Genomic DNA, 22,444 nt, shown 5'->3' with positions numbered 1-22,444 from the left:
GTTCGCTATGGGCTGTCTGTCTGTGGGAGTCTTGGGATGAAAACCTGGGCGCGGGGCCTGGCGATCGCGCTGGGTGTGTTGATCGCTGTCGCCGTGGGGGCCTGGTTCCTGTTGCAGAGGCCAGACATTCCCTATGCGACGCTGGAAGCCAAGTATGGCTATCCGGACTCCCGCTACATGGAGCTTCCGGGCGGCGTGCGGGCGCATTATCGCGACCTTGGACCGCGTGACGCCCCGGCGATTGTTCTGGTGCACGGCTATTCGGCCTCGACTCACGCCTGGGACGCCTGGGCGGCGCGGCTGTCCAAGTCCTATCGCGTGATCGTTCTGGATCTTCCGGGTCATGGTCTGACGCGGACATCGGGCCCCTATGTCGCGGGGCGTCAAGGGTTCGTCGCGGTGGTCGACGCTCTGACGGCCCGGCTGGGCCTGACCCGCTTCACCCTGGCCGGCAATTCGATGGGCGGCGCGGTCGCCTGGACCTACGCAGTCGATCATCCCGACAAGGTTCAGCGGCTCGTACTGGTCGATGCGGCGGGTTGGCCGTCCGAGAAATCAGGCGGAGCTTTGATCTTCACCATACTTCGCACCCCTATTGGCCGCGCGGTGCTGAAGGACGTCGACACCCGGCCTCTGGTCGCTCAAGGGCTACGCTCGGGCTACTGGGATCAGAGCCTGGTCACCCCGGCCTTGATCGATCGCTATGTCGAACTGTCCCGCGGGCCCGGTCATCGCGACATTCTGCTGTCTCTGCAGAGCGGGCCGCGTCGTGACGCCACCGTGGCCGAGCTTTCGACGATCCACGCGCCGACCCTGATCATGTTCGGCCAGGAGGACCGGATCATTCCGGCCGCCGACGGCGAGAAGTTCCACAAGGCCATACCGGGGGCGACCCTGATCCTCTATCCGGGCGTGGGCCATGTGCCGATGGAGCAGATTCCCGACCGCTCGGCGGCGGATCTCGAGGCCTGGCTCGCCGCCCATCCGGTCGAATAACGTCGTCTTCGGGTTCGTACGGACCTGACAGCGCAGCGCCAGACCCGCCATATGCGGGCGGAGCAAGCGCGTGGGGCGAGCATGAGCGGATCACGGATCGGGCTGGACGCGCTGAAGGCCAGGGTGATGTCCGCCGACGACGCGGCGGCGCTGATCGGTCCTGGCGAAACCGTCGGCATGAGCGGCTTCACCGGATCGGGCTATCCCAAGGCCGTGCCTACGGCCCTGGCGCGCCGCATCGAGGCCGAGCACGCCGCTGGGCGCCCCTTCAAGCTGCGGGTCTGGACCGGCGCCTCGACGGGACCCGAGCTGGACGGGGCCCTGGCCAAGGCCAATGGCATCGAGTTTCGGCTGCCCTACAACTCCGACCCCATCGCACGCGAGATGATCAATCGCGGCGAGATGGACTATTTCGACATGCACCTGTCGCAGGTGGCCCCGATGGCCTGGCAGGGGTTCCTCGGACCGCTTGACACCGCCCTGATCGAGGTCACCGGGATCCGGCCGGACGGGTCGCTGATCCCGTCCTCGTCCGTGGGCAACAACAAGACCTGGATCGACCGGGCCTCGAAGGTGATCCTCGAGGTGAACCGTTGGCAAAACCCCGCCTTGGAGGGGATGCACGACATCTACTACGGCACGGCCCTGCCACCAGACCGTCGGCCCATTCCGCTGACACGGCCCGACCAGCGGATCGGCGAGGCCTATTTCCGGTGCGACCCGGCGAAGGTCGTGGCGGTGGTCGAAACCGACACCCCCGACCGTAATCTGCCGTTCGATGCGCCGGGAGAGGATCACCGTGCGATCGCCGGCCACCTTCTGGAGTTCTTCCGCCACGAGGTGGCGCGCGGCCGCCTGCCGGCCAATCTGCTGCCACTGCAGTCGGGCGTCGGCAATATCGCCAACGCGGTGATGTTCGGTCTGGTCGACGGACCGTTCGACGGTATGACCGCCTATACCGAGGTCCTGCAGGACGGGATGCTGGCGCTGCTGGAGTCCGGCAGGCTGCTCAGCGCCTCGGCCACGGCCTTCTCGCTCAGCCCCGAGGCGGCGCATACGCTGAACGCCGATCTCGACCGGCTCCGCGACCGTCTGGTGCTGCGACCGCAGGAGATCAGCAATCATCCGGAGCTGATCCGGCGCCTCGGTTGCATCGCCATGAACGGCATGATCGAGGCCGACATCCACGGGGCGGTGAACTCGACCCACCTTATGGGTTCGCGCATTCAGAACGGCATTGGCGGCAGCGGCGACTTCGCCCGCAACGCCTATGTCTCGATCTTCATGGCCCCGTCGACGGCCAAGGGCGGCAAGATCTCGACCATTGTCCCCAAGGCCCCGCACGTCGATCACATCAACCAGGACGTCCAGGTCCTGGTCACCGAGCAGGGCCTGGCCGATCTGCGGGCCCTGTCGCCGCGGCAGCGGGCCGAGGTGATCATCGAGAACTGCGCCCATCCGGACTATCGCCCGGCCTTGAAGGACTATCTGGCCCGCGCCCGGCGCGACTCCTACGGCCAGCAGTCGCCGACCCTGCTGATGGAGGCCTTCGCCTGGCACCAGCGGTTCATCGAAACAGGCGATATGCGCGGGTGAAGCGTCAGGCTAAGGCCTTGGCGATGTGTTGGACGGTTCGCGAGTAGACGAGATTCCAATGCTCCTCACGCAAATCGCGGTGGCCCACGTCCTTCAACTCGATCAGTTCGACCGACTTTCCCGCCGATTTCAGAGCGCTCTGCATGATTCGTGATTGTTTGGGCGCAACGATCACGTCCTCCAGACCGTGGATCAGCAGCACCGGCGCTTGCACCTTTTCGGCGTGCAAGGCCGGCGAAGCGGCTCTCAGCATGTCGCGATCCTTGGCGGGGTCTCCGATTGTCTCCAACCAATAGAGATAGGAGGGTGAATCGGGCCCGTCCTGCATCCTGGAAAAGGCGATCGACTCCACCAGATCGCAGTCCCCTGCGATGGACACCACGGCCTTGTAGAGATCTGGATGGCGGACCGCGCCCTGCAGCGCCGCATAGCCGCCGTAACTCGCGCCGGCGATGGCCACACGCTTTGGATCAGCGCGTCCGCTGGCCAGGACATGCGCCACGGCGTCCTCGAGGTCTTCCTGCATCCGGTCGCCCCAGCGCTTGCGACCGGCGTCGGCGAACGCCTTCCCGTAGCCGCCTGAGCCCCTGAAATTGGGCTGCAACACCAACCAGCCCTGCGCGGCCAGAACCTGGACAAAGGTCTGATAGTCGTAGTGGTCGCGCAGTTCCGGTCCACCGTGCGGAAACACGACCAGGGGCCGGGGGCCAGGCGCCAGCGGAATGGTCAGATAGGCGGTGATCGTCGCACCGTCGCGGGTGCGGACGCTGAGGGTCTCCATGGGCGCCAGGCGCTCGGGCGTCAGTGTCGGATAGGCTTGGCCGATCCCGTCGAAGCGCTTTGTCACTCGGTCATAGAAATAGAGCGTTCCAGGTTCACGGGGGCCGGTGACGCGCGCCAGGAACCGCATGCCGTCGTCGCTGATATCGAAAATGCGAATGTTGCAGACATCGCCGAGGTAACGATTGAGGCCGCGATAGACCGACTCCATGCGCGGATCGGTGAATTGGTAGGTCAGGCGATCTTCGATGAAGGCCACGCCCATAAGCTCGCCCTTGCGGCTTCGCAAAACCCATTCGGCGTCGCGATTGGGTTTGCCGGCCAGGGTCTTGCCCAGGGCCAGGGTGCGCAGATCAAACTCGCGTAGCGCCAGCGCCCCATCGTCGCCCTGGGGCGCGAGCGCCAGCATCACGCCGGGCTGAGGCGCTGCGCCTATGAACTCGAACTCGGCCTTCGATTGCTGATCGCCGCGTAGCTTGCGGAAGAACCGCCACGCGGCCTCTCCCGGCGCCCGGACATAAATCGTCTGCACGGTGCCGCGATCATTGTAGTCATAGCGGACAACCGGAACGCCGGCTTGGGTCAACCAGCGGCGGGTCTTTAGCGTGCCGCGCTCGAAGAGCTCCGGTTCACCGGTCAGGATGTTGACCTTGTAGAGGCAATAGATCCCAGCGCTGAAGTTGGCAGCCTTGACCAGGATGTGGTCGGGATCATCGGGCAAAAGGTCAACGATGTCCCCCAGGTCCGGCACCTCGCGCAGCATCTGATCGTTACCGAAGAGCATGACACTGTTCTTGCCGTCCATGTCGATGGCCAGAACCCGGCGCGCCTTCGGCCGCTCGTCCGGATCTGATGTCGAGGCGAGGCGAGTCCCGATGGACGGCCCGCCGCGTCGCAGGGGGATCACCAGGGTGATGAGCAGGCGGCGGTCACTGGCCCAGGTGACGTTCGCGATATCTCGATCGCCGAGCGGCAGCACGGTCAGGGTCTTCTCGGGATTGTCGGCCGGGATGATCGTGATGCTGGAGTCATCCTTGTTCTCGTCGATCCGACGCGTTGACGCCAAGGCGATGAACTTGCCGTTCGGAGACAGCGCCGCATCGCGGTCGACCGGCGGCGCGCTGAGTTCCTCGATGGTGTGAGGTGAGGCCTGAGCCCTAGCGATCGAAAAGCTGGCCAGCGCGGGCGCGAAAACGCCCGACGCGACAATGGCGCGACGGCTAAGCATGGCTCTGTTCCCCTCAACTCAAGCGAGCGTATTGAGGGAAGTCGCCACAAGCAAGTCTCTCGATCGGCGGCGGCGCGCAGGCGCTAAGGCCGCGCCTACAGCATCGCTGGGATGACCCGGTCCGGCGGGCGGTGCCCGTCCATGAAGGTCTTCACGTTGACGATGACCTTCTCGCCCATGTCGATGCGGCCCTCGACCGTGGCCGAGCCCATGTGGGGCAGCAGCACCACGTTGGGCAGCTTCAGGAGCTTGGGATTGATGGCCGGTTCGTGCTCGTAGACGTCGAGACCGGCCCCGGCGATCTCGCCCTTGGCCAGCATGTTGGCCAGGGCGCCTTCGTCGATCACCTCGCCCCGCGCGGTGTTGACCACCACGGCGTGCGGGCGCAGCAGTTTCAGGCGGCGGGCCGACAGCAGGTGGTAGGTGGCCGGGGTGTGCGGGCAGTTGACCGACACGAAGTCCATCCGGGCCAGCATCTGGTCGAGGCTTTCCCAGTAGGTGCAGCCCAGTTCCTCAGCGATGCGCGGGCTGACCGGCTTGCGGTTATGGTAGTGGACCTGCATGCCGAACGCCTTGGCGCGGCGGGCCACGGCTTGGCCGATGCGACCCATGCCGATGATGCCCAGGCGCTTGCCCCACAGGCGACGGCCCATCATCCAGGTCGGCGACCAGCCGTGGAAACCGCCGGCCTTGACGACTTCCGCCCCCTCTACGATCCGACGCGAAGCGGCCATGATCAGGGTCATGGTCAGGTCGGCGGTGTCTTCGGTCAGGACGCCCGGGGTGTTGGTGACAATGATGCCGCGGGCGTTGGCGGTGGCGACGTCGATATTGTCCACGCCGGCGCCAAAATTGGCGATCAGCTTGAGCCGATCGCCGGATCGCGACAGAAGGCGTGAGTCGATGCGGTCAGTGATCGTCGGCACCAGCACGTCGGCGCGGCCCATGGCGTCGACCAGCTCATCCGCCGTCATGGGTTTGTCGGAGACGTTCAGTTCGGTGTCGAACAGTTCGCACATCCGCGTCTCCACCGGATCGGGAAGTTTGCGGGTGACGATGACTTTGAGCTTGCGGGCGGCCATGGGCGGTTTGAAAAGCTCTCTCTGACAGGCGTTTGAAAGCTGTAGCAAAGGGGCCGGTGGGGGCCAAGCAACATGCGGTCAAAAACAGAACAAGGTTCGTCTCGAATGGGTTTGACCCGTGTCATGGTCGCAATTGCGGCGGGAGCGCCCCTTCTGGCTGGGCCCGTTGCGGCCCAGGGCCCTAAGGTCACCCCTTCGGGCCTGGAGGTGCCTCGCTACGTCTCGCTCAAGTACGCTGAGGTCAACGCCCGTAACGGCCCGGATGAGGACCATCAGCTTCTCTGGGTCTATCACGCCAAGGGCCTGCCGGTTCAGGTTGTGGCTGAAACCCGCGAATGGCGCCGGATCTGTGATCCGGAAGGCGGTCTGGCGTGGGTTCACAAGCGCACCACCGACGGCCGCCGATCGGCGATGCGCGTCCAGCCAACCAATCTGGCTCTGCTCAGCGCGCCCAAGGACGGCGCCAAGGTCAACGCCTATCTGAAGGCGCGGGCGGTGGCCTCGCTGGACAAGTGCGAGAACGGCTGGTGCAGGCTTCGCGCCGATGGATCGTCGGGTTGGGCGCGCGAGGGTGAGATCTGGGGCGCGGATCCGGCCGTTCAGTGTCGCAAACGATAGATCGGCTCGGGATCGGGTTCGCGTAGGGAAACGTTGAGACCTCACCCACCGTCGTGCTAGGGCGTGCGCCATGCAGAAGAACGCCTACACCTTCGAAGAACTCCTGGCTTGCGGTCGCGGCGAGATGTTCGGTCCCGGCAACGCCCAACTGCCGGCGCCGCCGATGCTGATGTTCGACCGGATCGTCCGGATCGAAGCCGAGGGCGGCAAGTACGGCAAGGGCTATGTCGAGGCTGAGTTCGACATCCGCCCCGACCTCTGGTTTTTCGACTGCCACTTCATCGGCGACCCCGTCATGCCCGGCTGCCTGGGCCTGGACGCCATGTGGCAACTGGTCGGCTTTTTCCTGGGCTGGTCGGGCGGTCCCGGCCGTGGCCGCGCCCTGGGCGTCGGCGAGGTGAAATTCACGGGTCAGGTCACGCCCGACATCAAGAAGGTCGTCTACAAGATCGATCTGAAGCGTGTGATCATGCGCAAGCTGGTCATGGGCATCGCTGACGGCGTCCTGGAAGCCGACGGCAAGGTGATCTACGAAACCAGTGACCTGAAGGTTGGCCTGTTCACGCCCGAACAAATGGCTTGATCCGTTAGACGAGACCGGCCCTAGAGAGCTGGCCCCTGATGGATCGTAGGGGGAGAAGAGGATTTAGAATATGCGTCGCGTCGTCGTCACAGGACTGGGGATCGTCTCGTCCATCGGCAACAACGCCCAAGAGGTCTTGGCCTCGCTGCGCGAAGCCAAGTCCGGCGTGATCGCCGCGCCGGAGTACGCCGAGCTCGGCTTCCGATGCCAGGTCCACGCCGCGCCCCAGATCGAATGGGAGTCGCTGGTGGATCGCCGCGCGGCGCGCTTCCTAGCGCCCGGCACGGCCTACGCCCACATCGCCATGGAGCAGGCGATCGCTGATTCCGGCCTGTCGGAGACCGAGATCTCCCATGAGCGCACCGGCCTGATCGTCGGTTCGGGCGGCCCCTCGACCCGCGTCATCATCGATGCGGCGGCGATCACCAAGGAAAAGGGTCCCAAGCGGATCGGCCCGTTCGCCGTGCCCAAGGCCATGAGCTCGGGTCCGTCGGCGGTGCTGTCGACCTGGTTCAAGATCCGCGGGATCAACTATTCGATCAGCTCGGCCTGCGCGACCAGCGCCCACTGCATCGGCGCGGCCGCTGAACAGATCCAGATGGGCAAGCAGGACGTGATCTTCGCCGGCGGCTGCGAGGAGCTGGACTGGAGCCTGTCGAACCTGTTCGACGCCATGGGCGCCATGAGCAGCAACTTCAACGACCGCCCGGCCGTGGCCAGCCGCGCCTATGACAAGAACCGCGACGGCTTCGTGATCGCCGGCGGCGCGGGCATCGTGGTGCTGGAAGAGTACGAACACGCCAAGGCCCGCGGGGCCAAGATCTATGGCGAGGTCGTGGGCTACGCGGCCAATTCCGACGGCTATGACATGGTGGCCCCCTCGGGCGAAGGCGCTGCGCGTTGCATGCGCCTGGCCATGGCCGAAGCGGGCAATCGCGCCATCGACTATCTGAACCCGCACGGCACCTCGACGCCGGTCGGCGACAGCAAGGAGATGGGCGCGGTCCGCGAGGTGTTCGGCGACAAGGCCCCGATGATCTCCTCGACCAAGTCGCTGACCGGGCACAGCCTGGGCGCCGCCGGCGCGCAGGAGGCGATCTATTCGATCCTGATGCTCAACAACGACTTCGCGGCCGAGAGCGCCAACATCGAAGAGCTCGACCCCGAGTTCGCCGACCTGCCGATCCTGCGCCAGCGCGTCGACAAGCCGCTCGAGACGGTGATGTCCAACAGCTTCGGCTTTGGCGGCACCAACGGCACGCTGATCTTCAGCCGCGTCTAGAGCCGGCGGGCGTTGACCAGCGCCCGCGAGGCCTTCGATCTCTATCGCGCCGGGCGACTGCCGGAGGCGGCTGCGCTGTGCGAGCGGCTCGTCGCTGACGCGCCGAGCGTCGAGGCCTGGCACCTGCTGGGCGTCTCTCGGCTTGAGCAGGGTTTGGCGCAAGCGGCGCTGGCGGCCATGAATGAGGGTTTGGCTTTGGACCCGGCTCGTCCAGGCTTGCTGTCGGCCAGGACCCTGGCCCTGACGAGCCTGCACAGAGACGATGAGGCGGTGGTCGCGGCGCGCGCGGCCTTGGCGGTCGACCCGGACAATCCGCCAGTCTTCCACGCTCTGGCGGTTTCGCTTCAGCGGCTGGGTGGATTTTCCGAAGCGCTGGCGGCGATCGACCACGCGGTCGCGGCCGCCCCGCGCGAAGCGGCCTATCGGGCGCATCGCGCGGCGTTGCTGGTCTTGCTCAACCGTCCTGCCGAGGCCGCGCGCGACCTGGAGGCCGTGCTGGAGGTGAACCCGAGCCATCCACGCGTCGCCGGAGACCTGATGTGGGCTCGCCGTCAGACCTGTGACTGGCGGGAGGACGCGGCGCTGGACATGCTGGTCAAGGCGGACCTGAAGCTGGGCCGTGCGGGCGTCGCGCCCTTCGCCGCCCTGGCCTTGTTCGACCTTCCCGTTCTTCACCGCCGCTGCGCCGCGCTTTCCGCGCCGCCAAGCGTTCCGGCGCCGGTATGGCCGGCCAGGCCGCCCGGCGAGAGGCTGCGCGTGGCCTATCTGTCCTCCGACCTGCACGAACACGCCACGGCGCGGCTTCTGGCGGGGGTTCTCGAGGCTCATGACCGATCGCGCTTCGAGGTTTTCGCGGTTTCCTACGGGCCCGAGACCGGCGGGGCCATGCAAGAGCGGCTACGGGCCGCCTGCGAACACTGGATCGAGGCGCGCCGATTTTCCGACGCCGAGATCGCTCTGAAATGTCGCCAGCAAGGCGTTGATATCGCTGTAGATCTCAAGGGGTCCACCCAGGACGGACGTCCCGGGATTCTGGCCCATCGCGCCGCGCCTGTGCAGGTGAGCTGGCTGGGCTATCCCGGGACCCTGGGGGCGCACGCCGACGTGGTCCTGGCGGACGCCGTGACGATTCCGCCGGGCGCGGAGGCGAACTGGTCCGAAGCGGTGGTTCGTTTACCGTGCTACCAGCCAAACGACGGTCTGACCTCGGTCATACCCGCTCCCAGCCGGGCCGATATGGGCCTGCCGGAGCGCGTGCGGGTGTTCTGCTGCTTCAACAACCCGGCGAAGATCACGCCCGAGGTGTTCGCGACCTGGATGGCGATCCTGCGCGCCGCGCCCGATAGTGTCCTCTGGCTGTACGCCGGCGCGCCGGGCGCAGCAGACAATCTTCGTGGCTACGCGCGGGCGGCGGGCGTCGCGCCCGAACGCCTGGTCTTCGCCGAACCGGCGCCGCACGACGCGCATCTGGCCCGCCACGCCCTGGCCGATCTGGTTCTCGACACCTGGCCGTATGGGGCCCACACCACCGCCAGCGACGCCTTGCGGATGGGCGTTCCGGTGTTGACCCTGCCGGGCGAGAGCTTCGCCAGCCGGGTCGGGGCCAGTCTGGCGACCGCCATCGGCATGACCGAGCTGATCGCGACCTCGAAAGCCGACTATGTCGCGAGGGCCCTGGTCCTGGCGGCCGATCCGACCCTCAAGTCCCGCGTCGCCGAGGCCGTCCGGCGCTCGGCCCTGTTTGATCCGGTCGCCTTCGCTCGCTCGCTGGAAGCCGCCTACGCCGGCCTTGTCCGTCGCTGAGGGTTCCGCCGGGCGACGGCGCCTGCTAACCAGCGGTCAACGATTTGCGAAAGAGGGCCCCACACATGGCCGACGATTACGCGTTCCCCAAGGGCGAGCTGATGCGAGGCAAGAAGGGCCTCGTCATGGGCGTGGCCAACCACAACTCGATCGCCTGGGGCATCGCCAGCCAGCTGGCCGCCCAGGGCGCAGAGATGGCCTTCACCTATCAGGGCGAAGATCTTGAGCGCCGCGTGCGCCCGCTGGCCGAAAGCATCGGCGTCAAGACAATGATCCCGGCCGACGTCACCGACGACGCCTCGATGGACGCGGCCTTCGCGCTGATCGAGAAGGAATTCGGCACGCTGGACTTCGTGATCCACTCGGTGGCCTTCGCCAACAAGAACGAGCTGAAGGGCTCGTTCGTGGACAACACGACCCGCGAGGGCTTCCTGACGGCGATGAACATCTCGGCCTTCAGCTTCGTGGACGTCGCCAAGCGCGCCTCCAAGCTGATGCCGAACGGCGGTTCGCTGGTCACCATGACCTATCTGGGGTCGGAGCGGACCATTCCGAACTACAACACCATGGGCGTGGCCAAGGCGGCGCTGGAAGCGGCCACGCGCTATATCGCCCGGGACCTCGGACCCAAGGGCATCCGCGCCAACGCCATCTCGGCCGGCGCCATGCGCACCCTGTCCCTGGCCGGCATCTCGGGCGGCCGCGGCATGATCGCCCAAGGCCGCGCCTTCTCGGCGATGAAGGAAGACACCTCGATGGAAGGTGTCGCCGGCTGCGCCCTTTGGCTGGCCTCGGATCTTGGCAAGTCGACCACGGGCGAAGTCGTCCACGTCGACGCCGGCTTCCACATGATGGGCATGCCCGACGCCGAGGAGGCGTAAGCTTCGTCCAAAGGGTCTACGGCGCGTAGGCCCGCATGAAGCGTTCGGCCGCCTCCCGCGCGAGGCGGCCGAGCTGTTCCTGGCTTCTCTCCGTCGGCAGGCGCAGCAAAGAGCGAAGCTGGTTGTGACCCATGACCATGCCCGAGAAGAACTCGGCGGCCTGGTCGAAATCCTCCACCTTCATCCGCCCCAGCCGCGTCTCGGTTTCCAGAAAAGCGGCCAGTTGGCGACGGGCGTTCAGCGGGCCGGCCTCGAAGACCTCCTGGGCGATGTCCGGCATTTCGCCTGAACCCAGGATGATGACCCGCATCATCGAATGGCTCTTGGTGGTGATCACCGTTTCCAGCACGGACCGCGCATAGGCCTCCAGCGCCTCGGTGGGATTGTCCACCGCGCCGGGCTCGCGCAGGGCGGCGGTGATGCTATCGACACGGCGCTGCATCAGGGCCCGCATGAGCTCGGCCTTCGAGCCGTAGTGGTTGTAAACCGTCTGTTTGGAGACGCCCGCCTGGCGGGCGATGGCCGACATGGGCGCGGCCAGACCACGCTCGCCGATCACCTCGACGGCGGCGTCGAGGATGGCTTCGGTCTTGGCGACATCGATCTGTCCAGGAACACGGGGCATCAGGAGATTCCGGGCATCAGTGAGAGTCCGCCGGCGGGGGCGGAGCGTTTTTGACGGGCGCGGCCAACAGGGACACGGCCGCGGCGATGAAGCAGCCGATCGCCAGCAGCGTGAAGCTGTCGCCGAACGCCATGACCGTCGCCTGCTGTTGCATCATGCCGCCGACGGCCTTGCGCGCTGCGCCGGCCGGATCGGCGACGCCCAGCTGCATCATGCGCTCGGTGAGGCCCGCGATCATGCCGGCCGCAGCGCTGCCCTGGGTCACCTTCGAGGTCAGGTCGTCGTAGTAGAGCGCCGTCTGTTGCGTGATCGAGGTGGCCAACAAGGCGAGGCCGATCGCGCCGCCGGTGTTACGCGACAGGTTCACGAGCCCCGAGGCGTTCTTGACCATGTGAGGCGGCAGGGTGCTCATCGTGATCTGCTGGGTGGCGATCATGGCGATCATGACGCCGACCCCCCGGCAAGCCTGAACGCCGGCGAACTCCCAGAAACCCCAGTCCTTGGTCACGCCGTGGGCCATGTACATGCCAAAACCCGCCAGCAGGAAACCCACGCACATCGGCAGGCGTGGATCGGTCTTGCGGACGAGGCGCCCGGCGATCGGGCCGGTCAGGAACATCGACAGGCCCGATATGACCATGGTCGTGCCCACCTCGGACGCCGAGTATTGCCGCACGCGGCCCAGGAACTGCGGCAGCAGGAAGGTGCCGCCAAACAGGCTGGCCCCGGACACTGCGGTCATCAGGACGCCCACCGTGAAATTCCGATTGGCGAAGGCGCGCAGCTCGACGATCGGGTTGCGATAGGTCAGCTGACGCCACACGAAGACGATCCCGCCGAAGACCGCGACGACGGTTAGCCACAGGATCAGGCTGTCGGAGAACCAGTCCTCCTTGGCGCCTTCCTCCAGCACGTACTGCATGCTCATCAGGAAAACGGCCATGACGGCCAGGCCGAACCAGTCGAAGCCCTTGGCCAGGCTGGGATCGCCCTTGTCGAAGTCGCCCCAGCGCGCCACGCCGAACAGCACGATCAGGCCGGTCGGTACGTTGATGAAGAACAGCCATCGCCAGCTCAGCCACTCGGTCAGGTGACCGCCCAGGGTCGGGCCGACCGTCGGAGCCAGGGTGACGATCAGGCCCATGATCACACTGGCCGTCACCCGACGCTCAGGCGGAAAAGCCGTGAAGGCGACGGCGAACACCGTCGGGATCATCGCCCCGCCGATGAAGCCCTGCAGGGCCCGGGTGATGATCATCATGTCGATCGAGGTCGACAGCCCCGTCAGGATGCTCATGACGATGAAGCCGGCGCAGGACGCCAGATAGAGCCTCTGCGTGCCCCACAGGCGCGAGAGGTATCCCGATAGCGGGATCATCACGACTTCTGGGATCAGATAGGCGGTCTGGATCCAGCTGACCTGGTCGGTGCTGGCCCCGACCCCGGCCTGGATCTGCGGCAGGGACGCCGCCACGATCTGGATGTCGAGGATGGCCATGAACTGGCCGATGACCATGGCGCCAAAGCCCAGAAACAGCTTTGTCCAATCGACCGGCGCTGTCGCGCCGGGCGTTGCGGGCGCGCTGGGGCTATCGGCGGGGAGGGCGGCGTCGGCCATGACAGGCGGGCCGACTAGCGGGCCGCGCCCTGTCGGGCCACCTGCGGTGTCACCTGCGCCGCCTCTGCGAACGATGGACCCGAGCGATCGCGGACATCCACCTTGATCTCGACCGACAGACCAGGCCGCAGGGCTGCGCCCAACTGGCTGCGGTCGACGGCGATCTTCACCGGAAGGCGCTGGGTGATCTTGGTAAAGTTGCCGACGGCGTTCTCCACCGGGATCAGCGCGAACTCCTGGCCCGTGGCGGGTGCGAAGCTGTCGACCTTGCCGACGATCTTTTCCTTGCCGAAGGCGTCGGCCTTGATTTCGACGGGCTGGCCGATGCGCAGGCGGGCGACCTGGGTCTCCTTGAAGTTGGCGACGACATAGGCCTGGCCCAGCGGCACCACCGACATCAGGGCGACGCCCGGCTGAACCAGCTGGCCCGGGCGGACGGCGCGGGCGCCGACCACGCCGCTGACCGGCGCCCGGATCACGGTGCGTTCGAGGTCCAGCTTGGCCTGCTCGACAGCGGCATGGGCGGCGGCGGCCTGTGCGATCGCCTGGGCCTTGGCCGAGCCCAGCGATTGGGCGGCGCGCTTCTCGGCTTCCAGCGCGGCCTGGGCGCTGGCGACGCCGGCGGCGGACTGCGTCGCGGCGGCGCGTGTGGTCTGCACCTTCTGCTGCGACACCCAGCCCTGGTCGGCCAGGGCGTTGTAGCGGTCAAGGTCGGCCTTGGCGCGGCTGGCGTCGGCCTGGGCGCTGGTCACGCCGGCCGCCCTCTGGGCGATCACGGCCTGCTCCAGGCTGTTCTTGTCATCGATCGCCCTAACGGCGGCGTCCGCCGCCGCGGCGTTGGCGATCGCCTGGTCCACCCGCGCCTGGAAGGTCGACGGATCGATCTTGGCCAGCACCTGGCCGGGCTCGACGCGCTGGTTATCCGCGACAAGGACCTCGGCGACATAGCCGGAGACCTGCGGGCTGACCTGCACGGTGTCGGCCTGGACGAAGGCGTTGTCGGTGCTCTCGAAGTGCTGCTTGTCCAGGAACCAAAGGGTTCCACCGACTAGAACCGCCGCAAGCGCCACGCCGCCGGCGATCAGGGGAACCAGCTTCTTCTTCTCTGACGTCGCCATGGCCAAGCCCTTGTCGAATGACAACAAGCGCGCCGGATAGTCAGGTCCGACGCATCATACAAGGGATAAATGGACGCAGGCGTCCAAAAATCAACAGGGGCGCCCCATCAAACACCCAGATCCGGTTCAGGACGGAGAGGCCGGGCCATGGCGCTGCGACACCGCGCCGCAATTTCCGCTTGCATTGGAATCGCGCCACCTTAAAAGCCGCTCCCCATCGCAGCCAAGGCTTCGGGAGTGCGTATCTCCGCCGACGTGTGTTCGTCGGTTCCGCCTATTGGCCGCAGGAGGTTACCGTGAAGTCCCAGTCCCCGACCGGCCAGACGCCGCTCGACATGATCCGCCCGGTTCTGTGGATGGCCGCCGCCGCCTTCGCCGCAGGGTTTGGCGGCTACCTTGTGCTGGGCCTGCGAGCCATCCAGCCCGTAGCCAACTAGACTCCGGTCGATCCGAAACCGCCCGCGCCTCGCTCTGTCGCGTCCAGGTCCTCGACCTCGACCAGGGGCCATTGGGGCGCGGCTGCGATGACGCCCTGGGCGATGCGGTCGCCACGGCGGATCGTGAAGTCCTCTTCGCCCAGATTGATCAGCAAGACGCAGACCTGGCCGCGATAGTCGCTGTCGACGGTGCCCGGCGCGTTGACGACCGTGACGCCGTTCTTGAGCGCAAGTCCCGAGCGCGGACGCACCTGCATCTCGTAGCCGTCGGGGATCGCAACCGAAAAGCCCGTCGGGGCCATGCAACGGGCGCCCGGCTTCAGGACAATCGGCGCGTCATCCGGCACATGGGCCCGCAGATCGAAACCCGCCGCGCCGGCCGTGGCGTAGGCGGGAACCGGCAGGTCGGCGTTGCCCTCCCAGCGCTTGAAACGGATGGCGAGACCAGCGGGGATGGCGGACATGCGGAGCTCCTCGGACGCGTTAGCTCCGGCTGTAGCTGATTTGCCCGGCGCTCTGAAGGCTAACCCAGGGCCTCTGCGATCCGTTGGGCGATCTGAGCGGCGACCCGATCCTTGGCGGCGCGGTCCCAGCGCTCGGTTCCGGTTTTGGTCACCAGCAGCACGGCGTTCTCGCCGCCCCCCATGACACCGGGCTCGGTGACATCGTTGGCGATGATCCAGTCGCAACCCTTGCGCGCCAGCTTGGCGCGGGCGTGCTCCTCGACATGGTCGGTCTCCGCCGCGAAACCGACGACAAGGCGTGGGCGATGGGGGCCGCTGGCCGACAAGGTCGCCAGGATGTCAGGGTTCTCGACGAAGGTCAGGGCCGGCGGTCCGCCCTTCTCCTTCTTCAACTTGCTGCCAAACGCCTCGTCGACCCGCCAGTCGGCCACGGCCGCGACAAAGACGCCGACGTCGGCGGGCAGGGCGGCCTGGCTGGCCGCCAGCATCTGTCGGGCGGTCTCGACATCGATCCGGCGGACGCCGGGTGGGGTTGGAAGCGCGACGGGGCCTGCGATCAAGGTCACCTCCGCGCCGAGCCTGGCCAGGGCTTCGGCGATCGCGAAGCCCTGTTTGCCGCTGGACCGGTTTGTAATGCCACGCACAGGATCGATGGGTTCGAACGTGGGTCCAGCGGTGACCAGCGCCCGCTTGCCCTCCAGCGGTCGGGCGGCGGGACCTTCCAGCGCCGCCATGATCGCGGCGAAGATCGCCTCGGGTTCGGCCAGGCGACCGGGGCCAAATTCACCGCATGCCATGGCGCCCTCCTCAGGGCCGACGAAGCGCACGCCGTCGGCCTTGAGAGTTGCGATGTTGCGTTGGGTGGCTGGATGCAGCCACATGCGCACGTTCATAGCCGGGGCCATCAGGACGGGCTTGTCGGTGGCCAGCAGCGTGGTGGAGGCCAGGTCTCCGGCCAGACCCTGGGCCGCCTTGGCGATCAGGTCTGCGGTCGCCGGCGCCACCACCACGAGATCAGCCGAGCGCGACAGCTCGATATGGCCCATCTCATGCTCGTCGGTCAGCGAGAAGAGATCCTCGTAGACCTTGTCCTCAGCCAGCGCCGCCAGAGACAAGGGCGTGACGAACGCGGCGCCGGCCTTGGTCAGGATCGGTCGCACGGCCACGCCGGCCTTTCTTAGAAGGCGCGTCAGCAGCAGCGCCTTGTAGGCCGCCACACCGCCGCCGACGATCAGAAGAACCCGCTTCTCGCCCACGTCCCGCTCCACGCTCCGGTCGTTCCCCCAGCACATGCCCATCCGCGCGCCAAAGCGCCAGAGCCAATCGGAGAATGAAAAAGGGACTCGACTCGCGTTCCGCTTTCGTTCATCAATCGCCTAGGTAGAGCAACTGGGTTTTTACGATCATGAAGATTGTGCAATGTCTGCCCGCCTGCGCCCTGACAATCTTGATCATGGTTGGCCTTGCGGGCTGCGATAGCGGGGCTTCTGCGGTGAAGGCTCCGACGGGGAGCGACCGGATCGCGGCGAGGGAGGGCGTCGACGTGCCCCCCAGCGGAGAGGGCCGTAGAGACGATCCGCGCGATGCGCCGGTCAAGCTGATCGCGGGCAAGCCCTACTGGGCCGCCAATCGTACACGCTCGGCCGATGAGAACGCCCAGCGATCCTTCGAGCGAAATGGGGCCAGTTTCTCGGCGAATTCGGTGGATGACTATGTATCGAAGGTCCACGCCTTCGTCAGTGATCCGCCAAGGGGCGCCGAGACGCTCAAGCGGCCGAATGGCGATCTTCTCATCTACGATCCCAAGGACAACGTCTTCGCGGTGGTTTCGCGCGAGGGCGCGCCGCGCACGATGTTCCGACCAGAGGAGGGCGGAGCTTACTGGGATGAACAGAAGGCTCGCGAAGCACGCCGAGCGTCGGCGGCGAAGGCGCGCGGTCGAGATCAGGCGGAAGGATAGGTGGGGCGTGTTCACGCTCGGTCTGGCATGCCGGAGGAAGTCGTCATGGATGCCCTTACAGTGCCCGCCGCCGCCCTTCGCGACACCAGCGCCGTTGAGCTGGCGCGCGTCTGGATCGCCGAGCGTGGCCTTCATTGCTCGCTGAAATTTGGCCTCTACGCCGAGGAAAGCGTGGTCATGGAAACCACCGCCTGGGGCATTATCCTGGCCGATCTGGCAGGACACGTCGCCGATGCCCTCAGCGCCGAGGGCATGGGTCCAAGGTCGGCGCTTTATGAGGCGATCGTCGGGAGTTTCAACGTCGAGGCCACACGCCCCACCGCTCAACGAACGGGAGGTGCGCCGGCTGCCTCTGGATGATTGATCCTACCGGGCCAGGAGCACGCCGGTCACAAAGGCCGCTCCCGCCGTGGCCGCGCCGACCAGAAACCAGAGCAGGGGCCAGGTGTGAAGGCGTTCGGCGGCCACGGGCGGGGGTGCGGCGGGCGTCTCCGCCAGCCGCGCGAGAGCCTTGATCGCCCGTATCGCCTCTTCGGCGAAGTCTCGCGCCTTGGCGGTGGGGGAGAGTTCACGGCCGATCCACCGCCGTACGACCGGATCTGCGGCCGCCCAAAGGTCGTGGGTGGGATCAATCCGGCGAGCGACGCCTTCAACGGTGACCATGGTCTTCTGGAGCAGAACGAGCTCTGGGCGCAGCGCCATATCGAACAGGGCGGTGATCTCGAACAGCTGCGCCAGCAGTCGGCCCATCGAGACCTCGCGCGCGTTGCGGCCAAACACCGGCTCGCCGACAGCGCGCAGGGCTTGGGCAAAGGCGTCCATATCCTGGTGGGCGGGCACATAGCCGGCGTCGAAATGGATCTTGGCCACGCGCGCATAGTCACGATTGAGAAAGCCGTAGAGGATCTCGGCGAGGTAGCGGCGCTCACCGGGCCCCAGCCGACCGACAATGCCATAGTCCACCGCCGTAATCGCCGCCGGCGCGGCGATGAACAGATTGCCCTCGTGTAGATCGGCGTGGAACAGGCCGTGGTCGAGCGCTTGGGCGAGGAAGCCGCGCGTGACGTTCTCGGCCAGCGCCTTGCGGTCCAGGCCGGGCAGATCCAGTGCGGCGGGGTCGGACAAGGGTGCGCCTTCCGCCCAGTTCAAGGTCAGGACGCGTTTGCCGACGCCATCCCAGCAGACGGCGGGCGCGCGCATATAGGGGTCTTTGGCCATGGCCTCGCCCAGCTCGGCGCAGCCGGCGGCCTCGAAGCGCAGGTCCATCTCAAGATCGAGTGCGCGGATCACGACCTCGACGAACTCGGTCGGACGCAGACGTCGCGAGGCTGGGACGAGGGTCTCGGCGAGACGCGCAGCCAGGCGCAGGACGGCGGTGTCTCGGGCGACCTGCCGCTCGACGCCTGGCCGCAGGACCTTGACCGCAACCTTTTGGCCATCGACGAGCGTTGCGGGGTGGGCCTGAGCCAGAGAGGCGGCGGCCACCGGTTCACCGATCTCGGCGAAGATCTCGTCCAGCGGCTTGCCGAGGTTGCGGGCGATCTCGGCCTTGGCGACGCTCAGCGGGAATGCCGGCAGCCGATCCTTCAGGCGCGACAGGTCTTCGGCGAAAGCCGCGCCAAAGATGTCGGCGCGGGTCGACAGGAACTGGCCCATCTTGATTGCGGCCGGCCCTTGATGCTCGAGCACCGCCGCCAGGCGTTCCCCCGGCCGTCCCTTGCGGGCGGCTGAGCCTGCGAAGAGGCGCAGGACGCGCCCCGCCAGCTTGGCGCCGGGCGGTAGCAGCGGCTCCAGTTCACGCGGGATCAGGGCGTCGGCCCGGACCAGGGCCCAGCCCGCGCCGGTCAGGCGCCAGAAGGCTTCGAGCGTGGCCACGATCCTAGATCGCCCAGCCCTGGTGAAGGGCCGCGACGCCGCCGGTGAAGTTGGTGAAGGTCACGCGTTTGAACCCGGCGGCCTCGATCATGCCCGCGAAGGTCCGCTGATCGGGGAAGCGCCGGATGCTCTCCACCAGGTACTGGTAGGCCTCGCGGTCCTTGGCGACCCACTCGCCGACCTGCGGAATGACCTTGAAGCTGTAGGCGTCATAGGCCTTGGCCAAAGGCTCGGTGACCGGCCGCGAGAATTCCAGGCACAGGAACCGGCCGCCCGGCTTGAGCACGCGCCGGGCTTCGCGCAGGGCCGCGTTAATGTCGGTCACGTTGCGGATGCCGAACGAGATCACATAGGCGTCGGCATAGGCGTCCGGCAGCGGCAGGCGCTGGGCGTCGCCGACGGTCCAGGTGATCTCCGGTTCGCCGCCGCGCTCAATGCCGGCTATGATCATCTCGGCGTTGTAGTCGACGATGTTGATCGTCGCGTCGGGGCCGCCCCGGCGTTCCTGGGCCTTGCGCGCCATCTTGGCGAAGCGCCGCGCCATATCACCGGTGCCGCCGGCGCAGTCGATGATCACCTCGCCGGGTTGCGGATTGAGACGCGCAGCCACCGCGTCCTTCCATAGCCGGTGGACGCCGCCGCTCATCAGGTCGTTCATGATGTCGTAGTTCTTGGCGACGCGGTCGAAGACCCCGCGCACCAGGCCCGCCTTCAGCGAGGCGTCGACATCCTTGAAACCGAAGCTGGCGGAGGTGTTGCTCATGACGTCTTTGGGCCGGACTTTCTGTATGTAGGTTCGCTATTAGCCCGCGACACGCGCGCCGTCATCCGCCGAAGGTCCCCCGTGCCCGAATTGCCCGAAGTCGAGACCGTCCGTCGAGGCCTGGAACCCGTCCTGTCCGGGGCGCGTCTTTCCAGCGTCCGCGCCAACCGGCCCGACCTGCGCTTCCCGCTGCCCGACGGCTTCGTGCAGCGGCTGACGGGGGCGCGGATCCTGCGGCTGGATCGCCGCGCCAAGTACATCCTGGCTCCGCTTGATCGGGGCGACACCCTTGTGATGCACCTGGGCATGACCGGCCGCTTCGAGATCGCCGCGCCCGAGGGGACCGTGCGGCCCGGCGATTTCGCCCGCGAGGTCACGCCTGACGACAAGCATGCCCATGTCGTGTTCCAGACCGAGGACGGCGCGACGGTCACCTATTTCGACCCGCGCCGCTTCGGCTTCATGGACCTGATCCCGACAGATCGCGTCAGCCACCATGCCTGGTTCGCCGCCATGGGCCCCGAGCCGCTGGGCGGGGATTTCGACGCCCGCACGCTGGAAAAGGCCTTCGCCAACCGCAAGCAGGGGCCCAAGACCCTGCTTCTGGACCAGCGCACGGTCGCCGGCCTGGGCAACATCTATGTCTGTGAAGCCCTGCACCGGTCCGGCATCTCGCCCTTCAAGCCGTCTGGAAACATCGCGAAGAAGCGGCTGACTCCGCTCACCGCCGCGATCAAGGACGTTCTGGCGGAGGCGGTCGAGGTCGGGGGCTCGACGCTGAAGGACTTCGCCGCCGCTGATGGCGCGCTGGGCTATTTCCAGCATCGGTTCCGCGTCTACGACCGCGAGGGAGAGCCGTGCCCGACATCTGGCTGCAAGGGCGTGATCGCCCGGGAGGTCCAGGCGGGACGTTCAACCTTCTTCTGTCCGGTCTGTCAGGTCTGAGCGTCCATCGCCTCAGACCTTCAGGTCGGCCGTGACCGGCGCGTGATCGCTGGGGCGCTCCCATTCGCGCACGTCATCGTGGACTCGCGAGGAGACCTTGCCATCAAGGATCGCCGCATCGCGCAGGCCGGGGCTGGCCAGGATGTGGTCCAGGCGCAGGCCGCGGTTGGACTTGCGGAAGTCGGCGGCGCGGTAGCTCCACCAGGAAAACAGTTTCTGCGGCTCCGGCGTCGCCAGGCGCGGCAGGTCCAAGAGGTCCATCGACTTGATCAATGCGTCGAAGGCTTCCAGCTCTGGCGGCGTATGGCTGACCACCTTCAGCATCTGGCGGTGGCTCCAGACGTCATGCTCGCCCGGCGCGATATTGAGGTCGCCGGTAACGATCAGCGGAGCCTTGGGGTCACGCCTTTTCAGGGCGGCGGTCAGGGTCTCGTAGAAATCGAGCTTGTGGTCGAACTTCGGATTGCCGATCCGATCGGGCGTGTCCCCGCCGGCCGGAATGTAGAAGTTCTGGATCTCGACTCCGGCCACCTTGACCGCCACACAGCGGGCGTGGCCCTCGCGGCAGGTCATCAGGGTGGGAACATCCTCGATCGGCAGGCGCGAGGCGATGGCGACGCCATGCCAGCCTTTCTGGCCTGCGATCTTCAGGTGCGGCAAGCCCATCGCCTCGAACGCTTCCCGCGGGAACTCGCCCTCCTGGCACTTGATCTCCTGCATGCAGAGCACGTCCGGGGCCTGCTCATCGACGAAGCGGGCGGCCTGCTCGGCGCGGAGGCGGACGGAGTTGACGTTCCAGGTGGCGATACGGAGGCGCATGGCCTCGCTCTATCGCGGTTTTTGGGGACCGGAAAGAAAAACGCCCAGATGCGTCGAGCATCTGGGCGAAAGTCTAGTCTCTCATGCCGCCGCCGGGAGGGGATAGGTTCCGGCACGGTTTGCGAGGAGCGGGTCGGTCGCCCATCGCCATGCGTGTTAAATATGCCACGTCCTAATTTTTAGTCAAGCGATCCGGCTGTTGATTCTTGCCTGTTGTGAGAATGTCACAAAGTCGCCAACCTAGGGTTTACCGACCTTGCGACGAGGATCGGTTAGGACGAACAGCTTGGAGTCGAGATCCGCCGTCTCGGCGAAGTCGCTGAGGCGCACGCGGATCTGGCCGCCTTTGATGTCTGTGACCGTCCAGCCCATCAGGCCGACGGGACCATTGGAGAAGTCCATCGAGATCTTGCCCAGCGCCTGGCGCTTGGCGTCCTGGGCCACGATCGTGAACCCATCGGCCAGCGGGCGGACATCGGTGATCACCACGCCGCGATCCAGGCGAACCTCGCGGGCTAGCAAGAGGTTCAGCGGCGTCTTGCTGAGCGGATAACTCTCATAGGTCTTTAGGCGGCTGTCGAAGATGTTGACGTTGGCGCCGTTGCTGACGACCAGCAGCCCCGCCGGCGGGTCATAGGCGAACCGCGCCTTGCCGGGACGCTGCAGATAGAAGGTCCCTTGCGTCTGGGTTCCGCGCTGATCAGTCTGCACGAAGCGACCCTTGGCCGAGGACAGGCCCTGAATGTAGGCGGTGGCCTTGTCCAGCAGGGCCTTCTGTTCGGCGGACAGCTTGGCCGGAACCGGCGCAGTCGAGCTCTGGGCCCAGGCGGGCGTGATCAGGGCGGGCGAGGCGAGGGCGGCGGCGAGGCCGGCCGCCAGCAGGATACGGCGCGTGGTCATCTGGACTCCTTAGCCGCTACCTTGGCCGCCGCGAAGGCCGTCGCAAGGCCATTTTCCGGCGGCGCGATGAA

At 66.6% G+C, this 22,444-nt stretch carries 22 protein-coding genes; 11 read left to right on the top strand and 11 right to left on the bottom strand.

Features of this window, described 5'->3' with window-relative positions:
• The first annotated feature begins 36 nt into the window (after positions 1-36).
• Both OVA11_RS02730 and OVA11_RS02725 read left to right on the top strand, forming a co-directional pair.
• Positions 37-996, top strand: a complete 960-nt coding sequence (locus OVA11_RS02730) for an alpha/beta fold hydrolase (protein ID WP_268065983.1) — start codon at positions 37-39, stop codon at positions 994-996.
• A gap of 51 nt (positions 997-1,047) precedes the next feature.
• A complete protein-coding gene (locus tag OVA11_RS02725; protein WP_268065981.1) occupies positions 1,048-2,592 on the top strand; it encodes an acetyl-CoA hydrolase/transferase family protein in 1,545 nt (514 codons plus the stop codon).
• A gap of 4 nt (positions 2,593-2,596) precedes the next feature.
• On the opposite strand, the gene OVA11_RS02720 is transcribed toward OVA11_RS02725, so the two are convergent.
• Positions 2,597-4,600, bottom strand: coding sequence for an alpha/beta hydrolase family protein (locus OVA11_RS02720; RefSeq protein WP_268065978.1), 2,004 nt, complete (start codon positions 4,598-4,600; stop codon positions 2,597-2,599).
• A gap of 95 nt (positions 4,601-4,695) precedes the next feature.
• Positions 4,696-5,682 (bottom strand): 2-hydroxyacid dehydrogenase, encoded by a 987-nt coding sequence (locus OVA11_RS02715; protein WP_268065976.1) that lies wholly within the window; start codon positions 5,680-5,682, stop codon positions 4,696-4,698.
• A gap of 72 nt (positions 5,683-5,754) precedes the next feature.
• Between OVA11_RS02715 and OVA11_RS02710 the strand changes: the two genes are divergently transcribed.
• The 5 genes from OVA11_RS02710 (at position 5,755) to OVA11_RS02690 (ending at position 10,849) form a co-directional block, all read left to right on the top strand.
• Positions 5,755-6,300: an SH3 domain-containing protein gene (locus OVA11_RS02710; RefSeq protein ID WP_268065974.1), complete on the top strand. Its 546-nt coding sequence runs from the start codon at positions 5,755-5,757 to the stop codon at positions 6,298-6,300.
• A gap of 70 nt (positions 6,301-6,370) precedes the next feature.
• Positions 6,371-6,883, top strand: coding sequence for a 3-hydroxyacyl-[acyl-carrier-protein] dehydratase FabA (gene fabA / locus OVA11_RS02705; RefSeq protein WP_010921547.1), 513 nt, complete (start codon positions 6,371-6,373; stop codon positions 6,881-6,883).
• Positions 6,884-6,953: 70 nt separating this feature from the next.
• Positions 6,954-8,165 carry a beta-ketoacyl-ACP synthase I gene (fabB, locus tag OVA11_RS02700; RefSeq protein ID WP_268065971.1) on the top strand — a complete coding sequence of 404 codons (1,212 nt, stop codon included), beginning with the start codon at positions 6,954-6,956 and terminating at the stop codon, positions 8,163-8,165.
• 12 nt (positions 8,166-8,177) lie between these two features.
• Entirely contained in the window at positions 8,178-9,968 is a 1,791-nt protein-coding gene (locus tag OVA11_RS02695; protein ID WP_268065969.1) for an O-linked N-acetylglucosamine transferase, SPINDLY family protein, read from the top strand.
• Between the two features lie 65 nt (positions 9,969-10,033).
• Positions 10,034-10,849 carry an enoyl-ACP reductase FabI gene (locus tag OVA11_RS02690; protein ID WP_268065967.1) on the top strand — a complete coding sequence of 272 codons (816 nt, stop codon included), beginning with the start codon at positions 10,034-10,036 and terminating at the stop codon, positions 10,847-10,849.
• A gap of 16 nt (positions 10,850-10,865) precedes the next feature.
• On the opposite strand, the gene OVA11_RS02685 is transcribed toward OVA11_RS02690, so the two are convergent.
• From OVA11_RS02685 to OVA11_RS02675, 3 genes are read right to left on the bottom strand one after another with little or no spacing between them, the layout of a single operon-like run.
• On the bottom strand, positions 10,866-11,474 hold the full coding sequence (locus OVA11_RS02685) for a TetR/AcrR family transcriptional regulator (protein ID WP_268065965.1): 609 nt from the start codon (positions 11,472-11,474) through the stop codon (positions 10,866-10,868).
• Positions 11,475-11,490: 16 nt separating this feature from the next.
• A complete protein-coding gene (locus OVA11_RS02680; RefSeq protein ID WP_268065962.1) occupies positions 11,491-13,092 on the bottom strand; it encodes a DHA2 family efflux MFS transporter permease subunit in 1,602 nt (533 codons plus the stop codon).
• Positions 13,093-13,106: 14 nt separating this feature from the next.
• The gene (locus tag OVA11_RS02675) at positions 13,107-14,216 is read right to left on the bottom strand and encodes an HlyD family secretion protein (protein WP_268068878.1); all 1,110 of its coding nucleotides are present in this window, start codon (positions 14,214-14,216) and stop codon (positions 13,107-13,109) included.
• A 290-nt stretch (positions 14,217-14,506) separates the two neighbouring features.
• Between OVA11_RS02675 and OVA11_RS02670 the strand changes: the two genes are divergently transcribed.
• The gene (locus tag OVA11_RS02670; protein WP_024265995.1) at positions 14,507-14,647 is read left to right on the top strand and encodes a hypothetical protein; all 141 of its coding nucleotides are present in this window, start codon (positions 14,507-14,509) and stop codon (positions 14,645-14,647) included.
• Here OVA11_RS02670 and dut read toward each other — a convergent pair.
• Both dut and coaBC read right to left on the bottom strand, forming a co-directional pair.
• The gene (gene dut / locus OVA11_RS02665) at positions 14,644-15,111 is read right to left on the bottom strand and encodes a dUTP diphosphatase (RefSeq protein WP_268065960.1); all 468 of its coding nucleotides are present in this window, start codon (positions 15,109-15,111) and stop codon (positions 14,644-14,646) included. The two genes, OVA11_RS02670 and dut, sit on opposite strands and share 4 nt — an antisense overlap.
• A gap of 59 nt (positions 15,112-15,170) precedes the next feature.
• Positions 15,171-16,367 (bottom strand): bifunctional phosphopantothenoylcysteine decarboxylase/phosphopantothenate--cysteine ligase CoaBC, encoded by a 1,197-nt coding sequence (gene coaBC / locus OVA11_RS02660; RefSeq protein WP_268065958.1) that lies wholly within the window; start codon positions 16,365-16,367, stop codon positions 15,171-15,173.
• Between the two features lie 149 nt (positions 16,368-16,516).
• On the opposite strand from coaBC, the gene OVA11_RS02655 reads away from it, so the two are divergent.
• Both OVA11_RS02655 and OVA11_RS02650 read left to right on the top strand, forming a co-directional pair.
• Complete coding sequence (locus tag OVA11_RS02655) at positions 16,517-17,071, top strand: hypothetical protein (RefSeq protein ID WP_268065956.1); 555 nt, start codon at positions 16,517-16,519, stop codon at positions 17,069-17,071.
• 27 nt (positions 17,072-17,098) lie between these two features.
• Positions 17,099-17,431, top strand: a complete 333-nt coding sequence (locus OVA11_RS02650) for a DUF5076 domain-containing protein (protein WP_268065953.1) — start codon at positions 17,099-17,101, stop codon at positions 17,429-17,431.
• A 6-nt stretch (positions 17,432-17,437) separates the two neighbouring features.
• On the opposite strand, the gene ubiB is transcribed toward OVA11_RS02650, so the two are convergent.
• On the bottom strand, positions 17,438-18,946 hold the full coding sequence (gene ubiB, locus OVA11_RS02645; protein ID WP_268065951.1) for a 2-polyprenylphenol 6-hydroxylase: 1,509 nt from the start codon (positions 18,944-18,946) through the stop codon (positions 17,438-17,440).
• A 4-nt stretch (positions 18,947-18,950) separates the two neighbouring features.
• Positions 18,951-19,709: a class I SAM-dependent methyltransferase gene (locus OVA11_RS02640; protein WP_268065949.1), complete on the bottom strand. Its 759-nt coding sequence runs from the start codon at positions 19,707-19,709 to the stop codon at positions 18,951-18,953.
• Between the two features lie 81 nt (positions 19,710-19,790).
• Between OVA11_RS02640 and mutM the strand changes: the two genes are divergently transcribed.
• Entirely contained in the window at positions 19,791-20,654 is an 864-nt protein-coding gene (gene mutM, locus OVA11_RS02635) for a bifunctional DNA-formamidopyrimidine glycosylase/DNA-(apurinic or apyrimidinic site) lyase (protein ID WP_268065946.1), read from the top strand.
• 12 nt (positions 20,655-20,666) lie between these two features.
• Here mutM and OVA11_RS02630 read toward each other — a convergent pair whose 3' ends face one another.
• Positions 20,667-21,473 carry an exodeoxyribonuclease III gene (locus OVA11_RS02630; protein ID WP_268065944.1) on the bottom strand — a complete coding sequence of 269 codons (807 nt, stop codon included), beginning with the start codon at positions 21,471-21,473 and terminating at the stop codon, positions 20,667-20,669.
• Between the two features lie 240 nt (positions 21,474-21,713).
• The gene (locus tag OVA11_RS02625; protein ID WP_268065941.1) at positions 21,714-22,373 is read right to left on the bottom strand and encodes an outer-membrane lipoprotein carrier protein LolA; all 660 of its coding nucleotides are present in this window, start codon (positions 22,371-22,373) and stop codon (positions 21,714-21,716) included.
• Between the last annotated feature and the right edge of the window lie 71 nt (positions 22,374-22,444).

This window comes from Caulobacter sp. SL161 (assembly GCF_026672375.1).
In the GTDB taxonomy this organism is placed as follows: Bacteria; Pseudomonadota; Alphaproteobacteria; order Caulobacterales; family Caulobacteraceae; genus Caulobacter.
This window is presented reverse-complemented; position numbering and strand designations above follow the sequence as displayed.

What these genes read in the sequence shown, in the direction of transcription:
- OVA11_RS02730 (WP_268065983.1), top strand. Translation starts at nt 37, where the DNA reads ATGAAAACCTGGGCGCGGGGCCTGGCGATCGCGCTGGGTGTGTTGATC.
- OVA11_RS02725 (WP_268065981.1), top strand. Translation starts at nt 1,048, where the DNA reads ATGCGGGCGGAGCAAGCGCGTGGGGCGAGCATGAGCGGATCACGGATC.
- OVA11_RS02720 (WP_268065978.1), bottom strand. Translation starts at nt 4,600, where the DNA reads ATGCTTAGCCGTCGCGCCATTGTCGCGTCGGGCGTTTTCGCGCCCGCG.
- OVA11_RS02715 (WP_268065976.1), bottom strand. Translation starts at nt 5,682, where the DNA reads ATGGCCGCCCGCAAGCTCAAAGTCATCGTCACCCGCAAACTTCCCGAT.
- OVA11_RS02710 (WP_268065974.1), top strand. Translation starts at nt 5,755, where the DNA reads ATGCGGTCAAAAACAGAACAAGGTTCGTCTCGAATGGGTTTGACCCGT.
- fabA (WP_010921547.1), top strand. Translation starts at nt 6,371, where the DNA reads ATGCAGAAGAACGCCTACACCTTCGAAGAACTCCTGGCTTGCGGTCGC.
- fabB (WP_268065971.1), top strand. Translation starts at nt 6,954, where the DNA reads ATGCGTCGCGTCGTCGTCACAGGACTGGGGATCGTCTCGTCCATCGGC.
- OVA11_RS02690 (WP_268065967.1), top strand. Translation starts at nt 10,034, where the DNA reads ATGGCCGACGATTACGCGTTCCCCAAGGGCGAGCTGATGCGAGGCAAG.
- OVA11_RS02685 (WP_268065965.1), bottom strand. Translation starts at nt 11,474, where the DNA reads ATGCCCCGTGTTCCTGGACAGATCGATGTCGCCAAGACCGAAGCCATC.
- OVA11_RS02680 (WP_268065962.1), bottom strand. Translation starts at nt 13,092, where the DNA reads ATGGCCGACGCCGCCCTCCCCGCCGATAGCCCCAGCGCGCCCGCAACG.
- dut (WP_268065960.1), bottom strand. Translation starts at nt 15,111, where the DNA reads ATGTCCGCCATCCCCGCTGGTCTCGCCATCCGTTTCAAGCGCTGGGAG.
- OVA11_RS02655 (WP_268065956.1), top strand. Translation starts at nt 16,517, where the DNA reads ATGAAGATTGTGCAATGTCTGCCCGCCTGCGCCCTGACAATCTTGATC.
- OVA11_RS02650 (WP_268065953.1), top strand. Translation starts at nt 17,099, where the DNA reads ATGCCGGAGGAAGTCGTCATGGATGCCCTTACAGTGCCCGCCGCCGCC.
- OVA11_RS02640 (WP_268065949.1), bottom strand. Translation starts at nt 19,709, where the DNA reads ATGAGCAACACCTCCGCCAGCTTCGGTTTCAAGGATGTCGACGCCTCG.
- OVA11_RS02630 (WP_268065944.1), bottom strand. Translation starts at nt 21,473, where the DNA reads ATGCGCCTCCGTATCGCCACCTGGAACGTCAACTCCGTCCGCCTCCGC.
- OVA11_RS02625 (WP_268065941.1), bottom strand. Translation starts at nt 22,373, where the DNA reads ATGACCACGCGCCGTATCCTGCTGGCGGCCGGCCTCGCCGCCGCCCTC.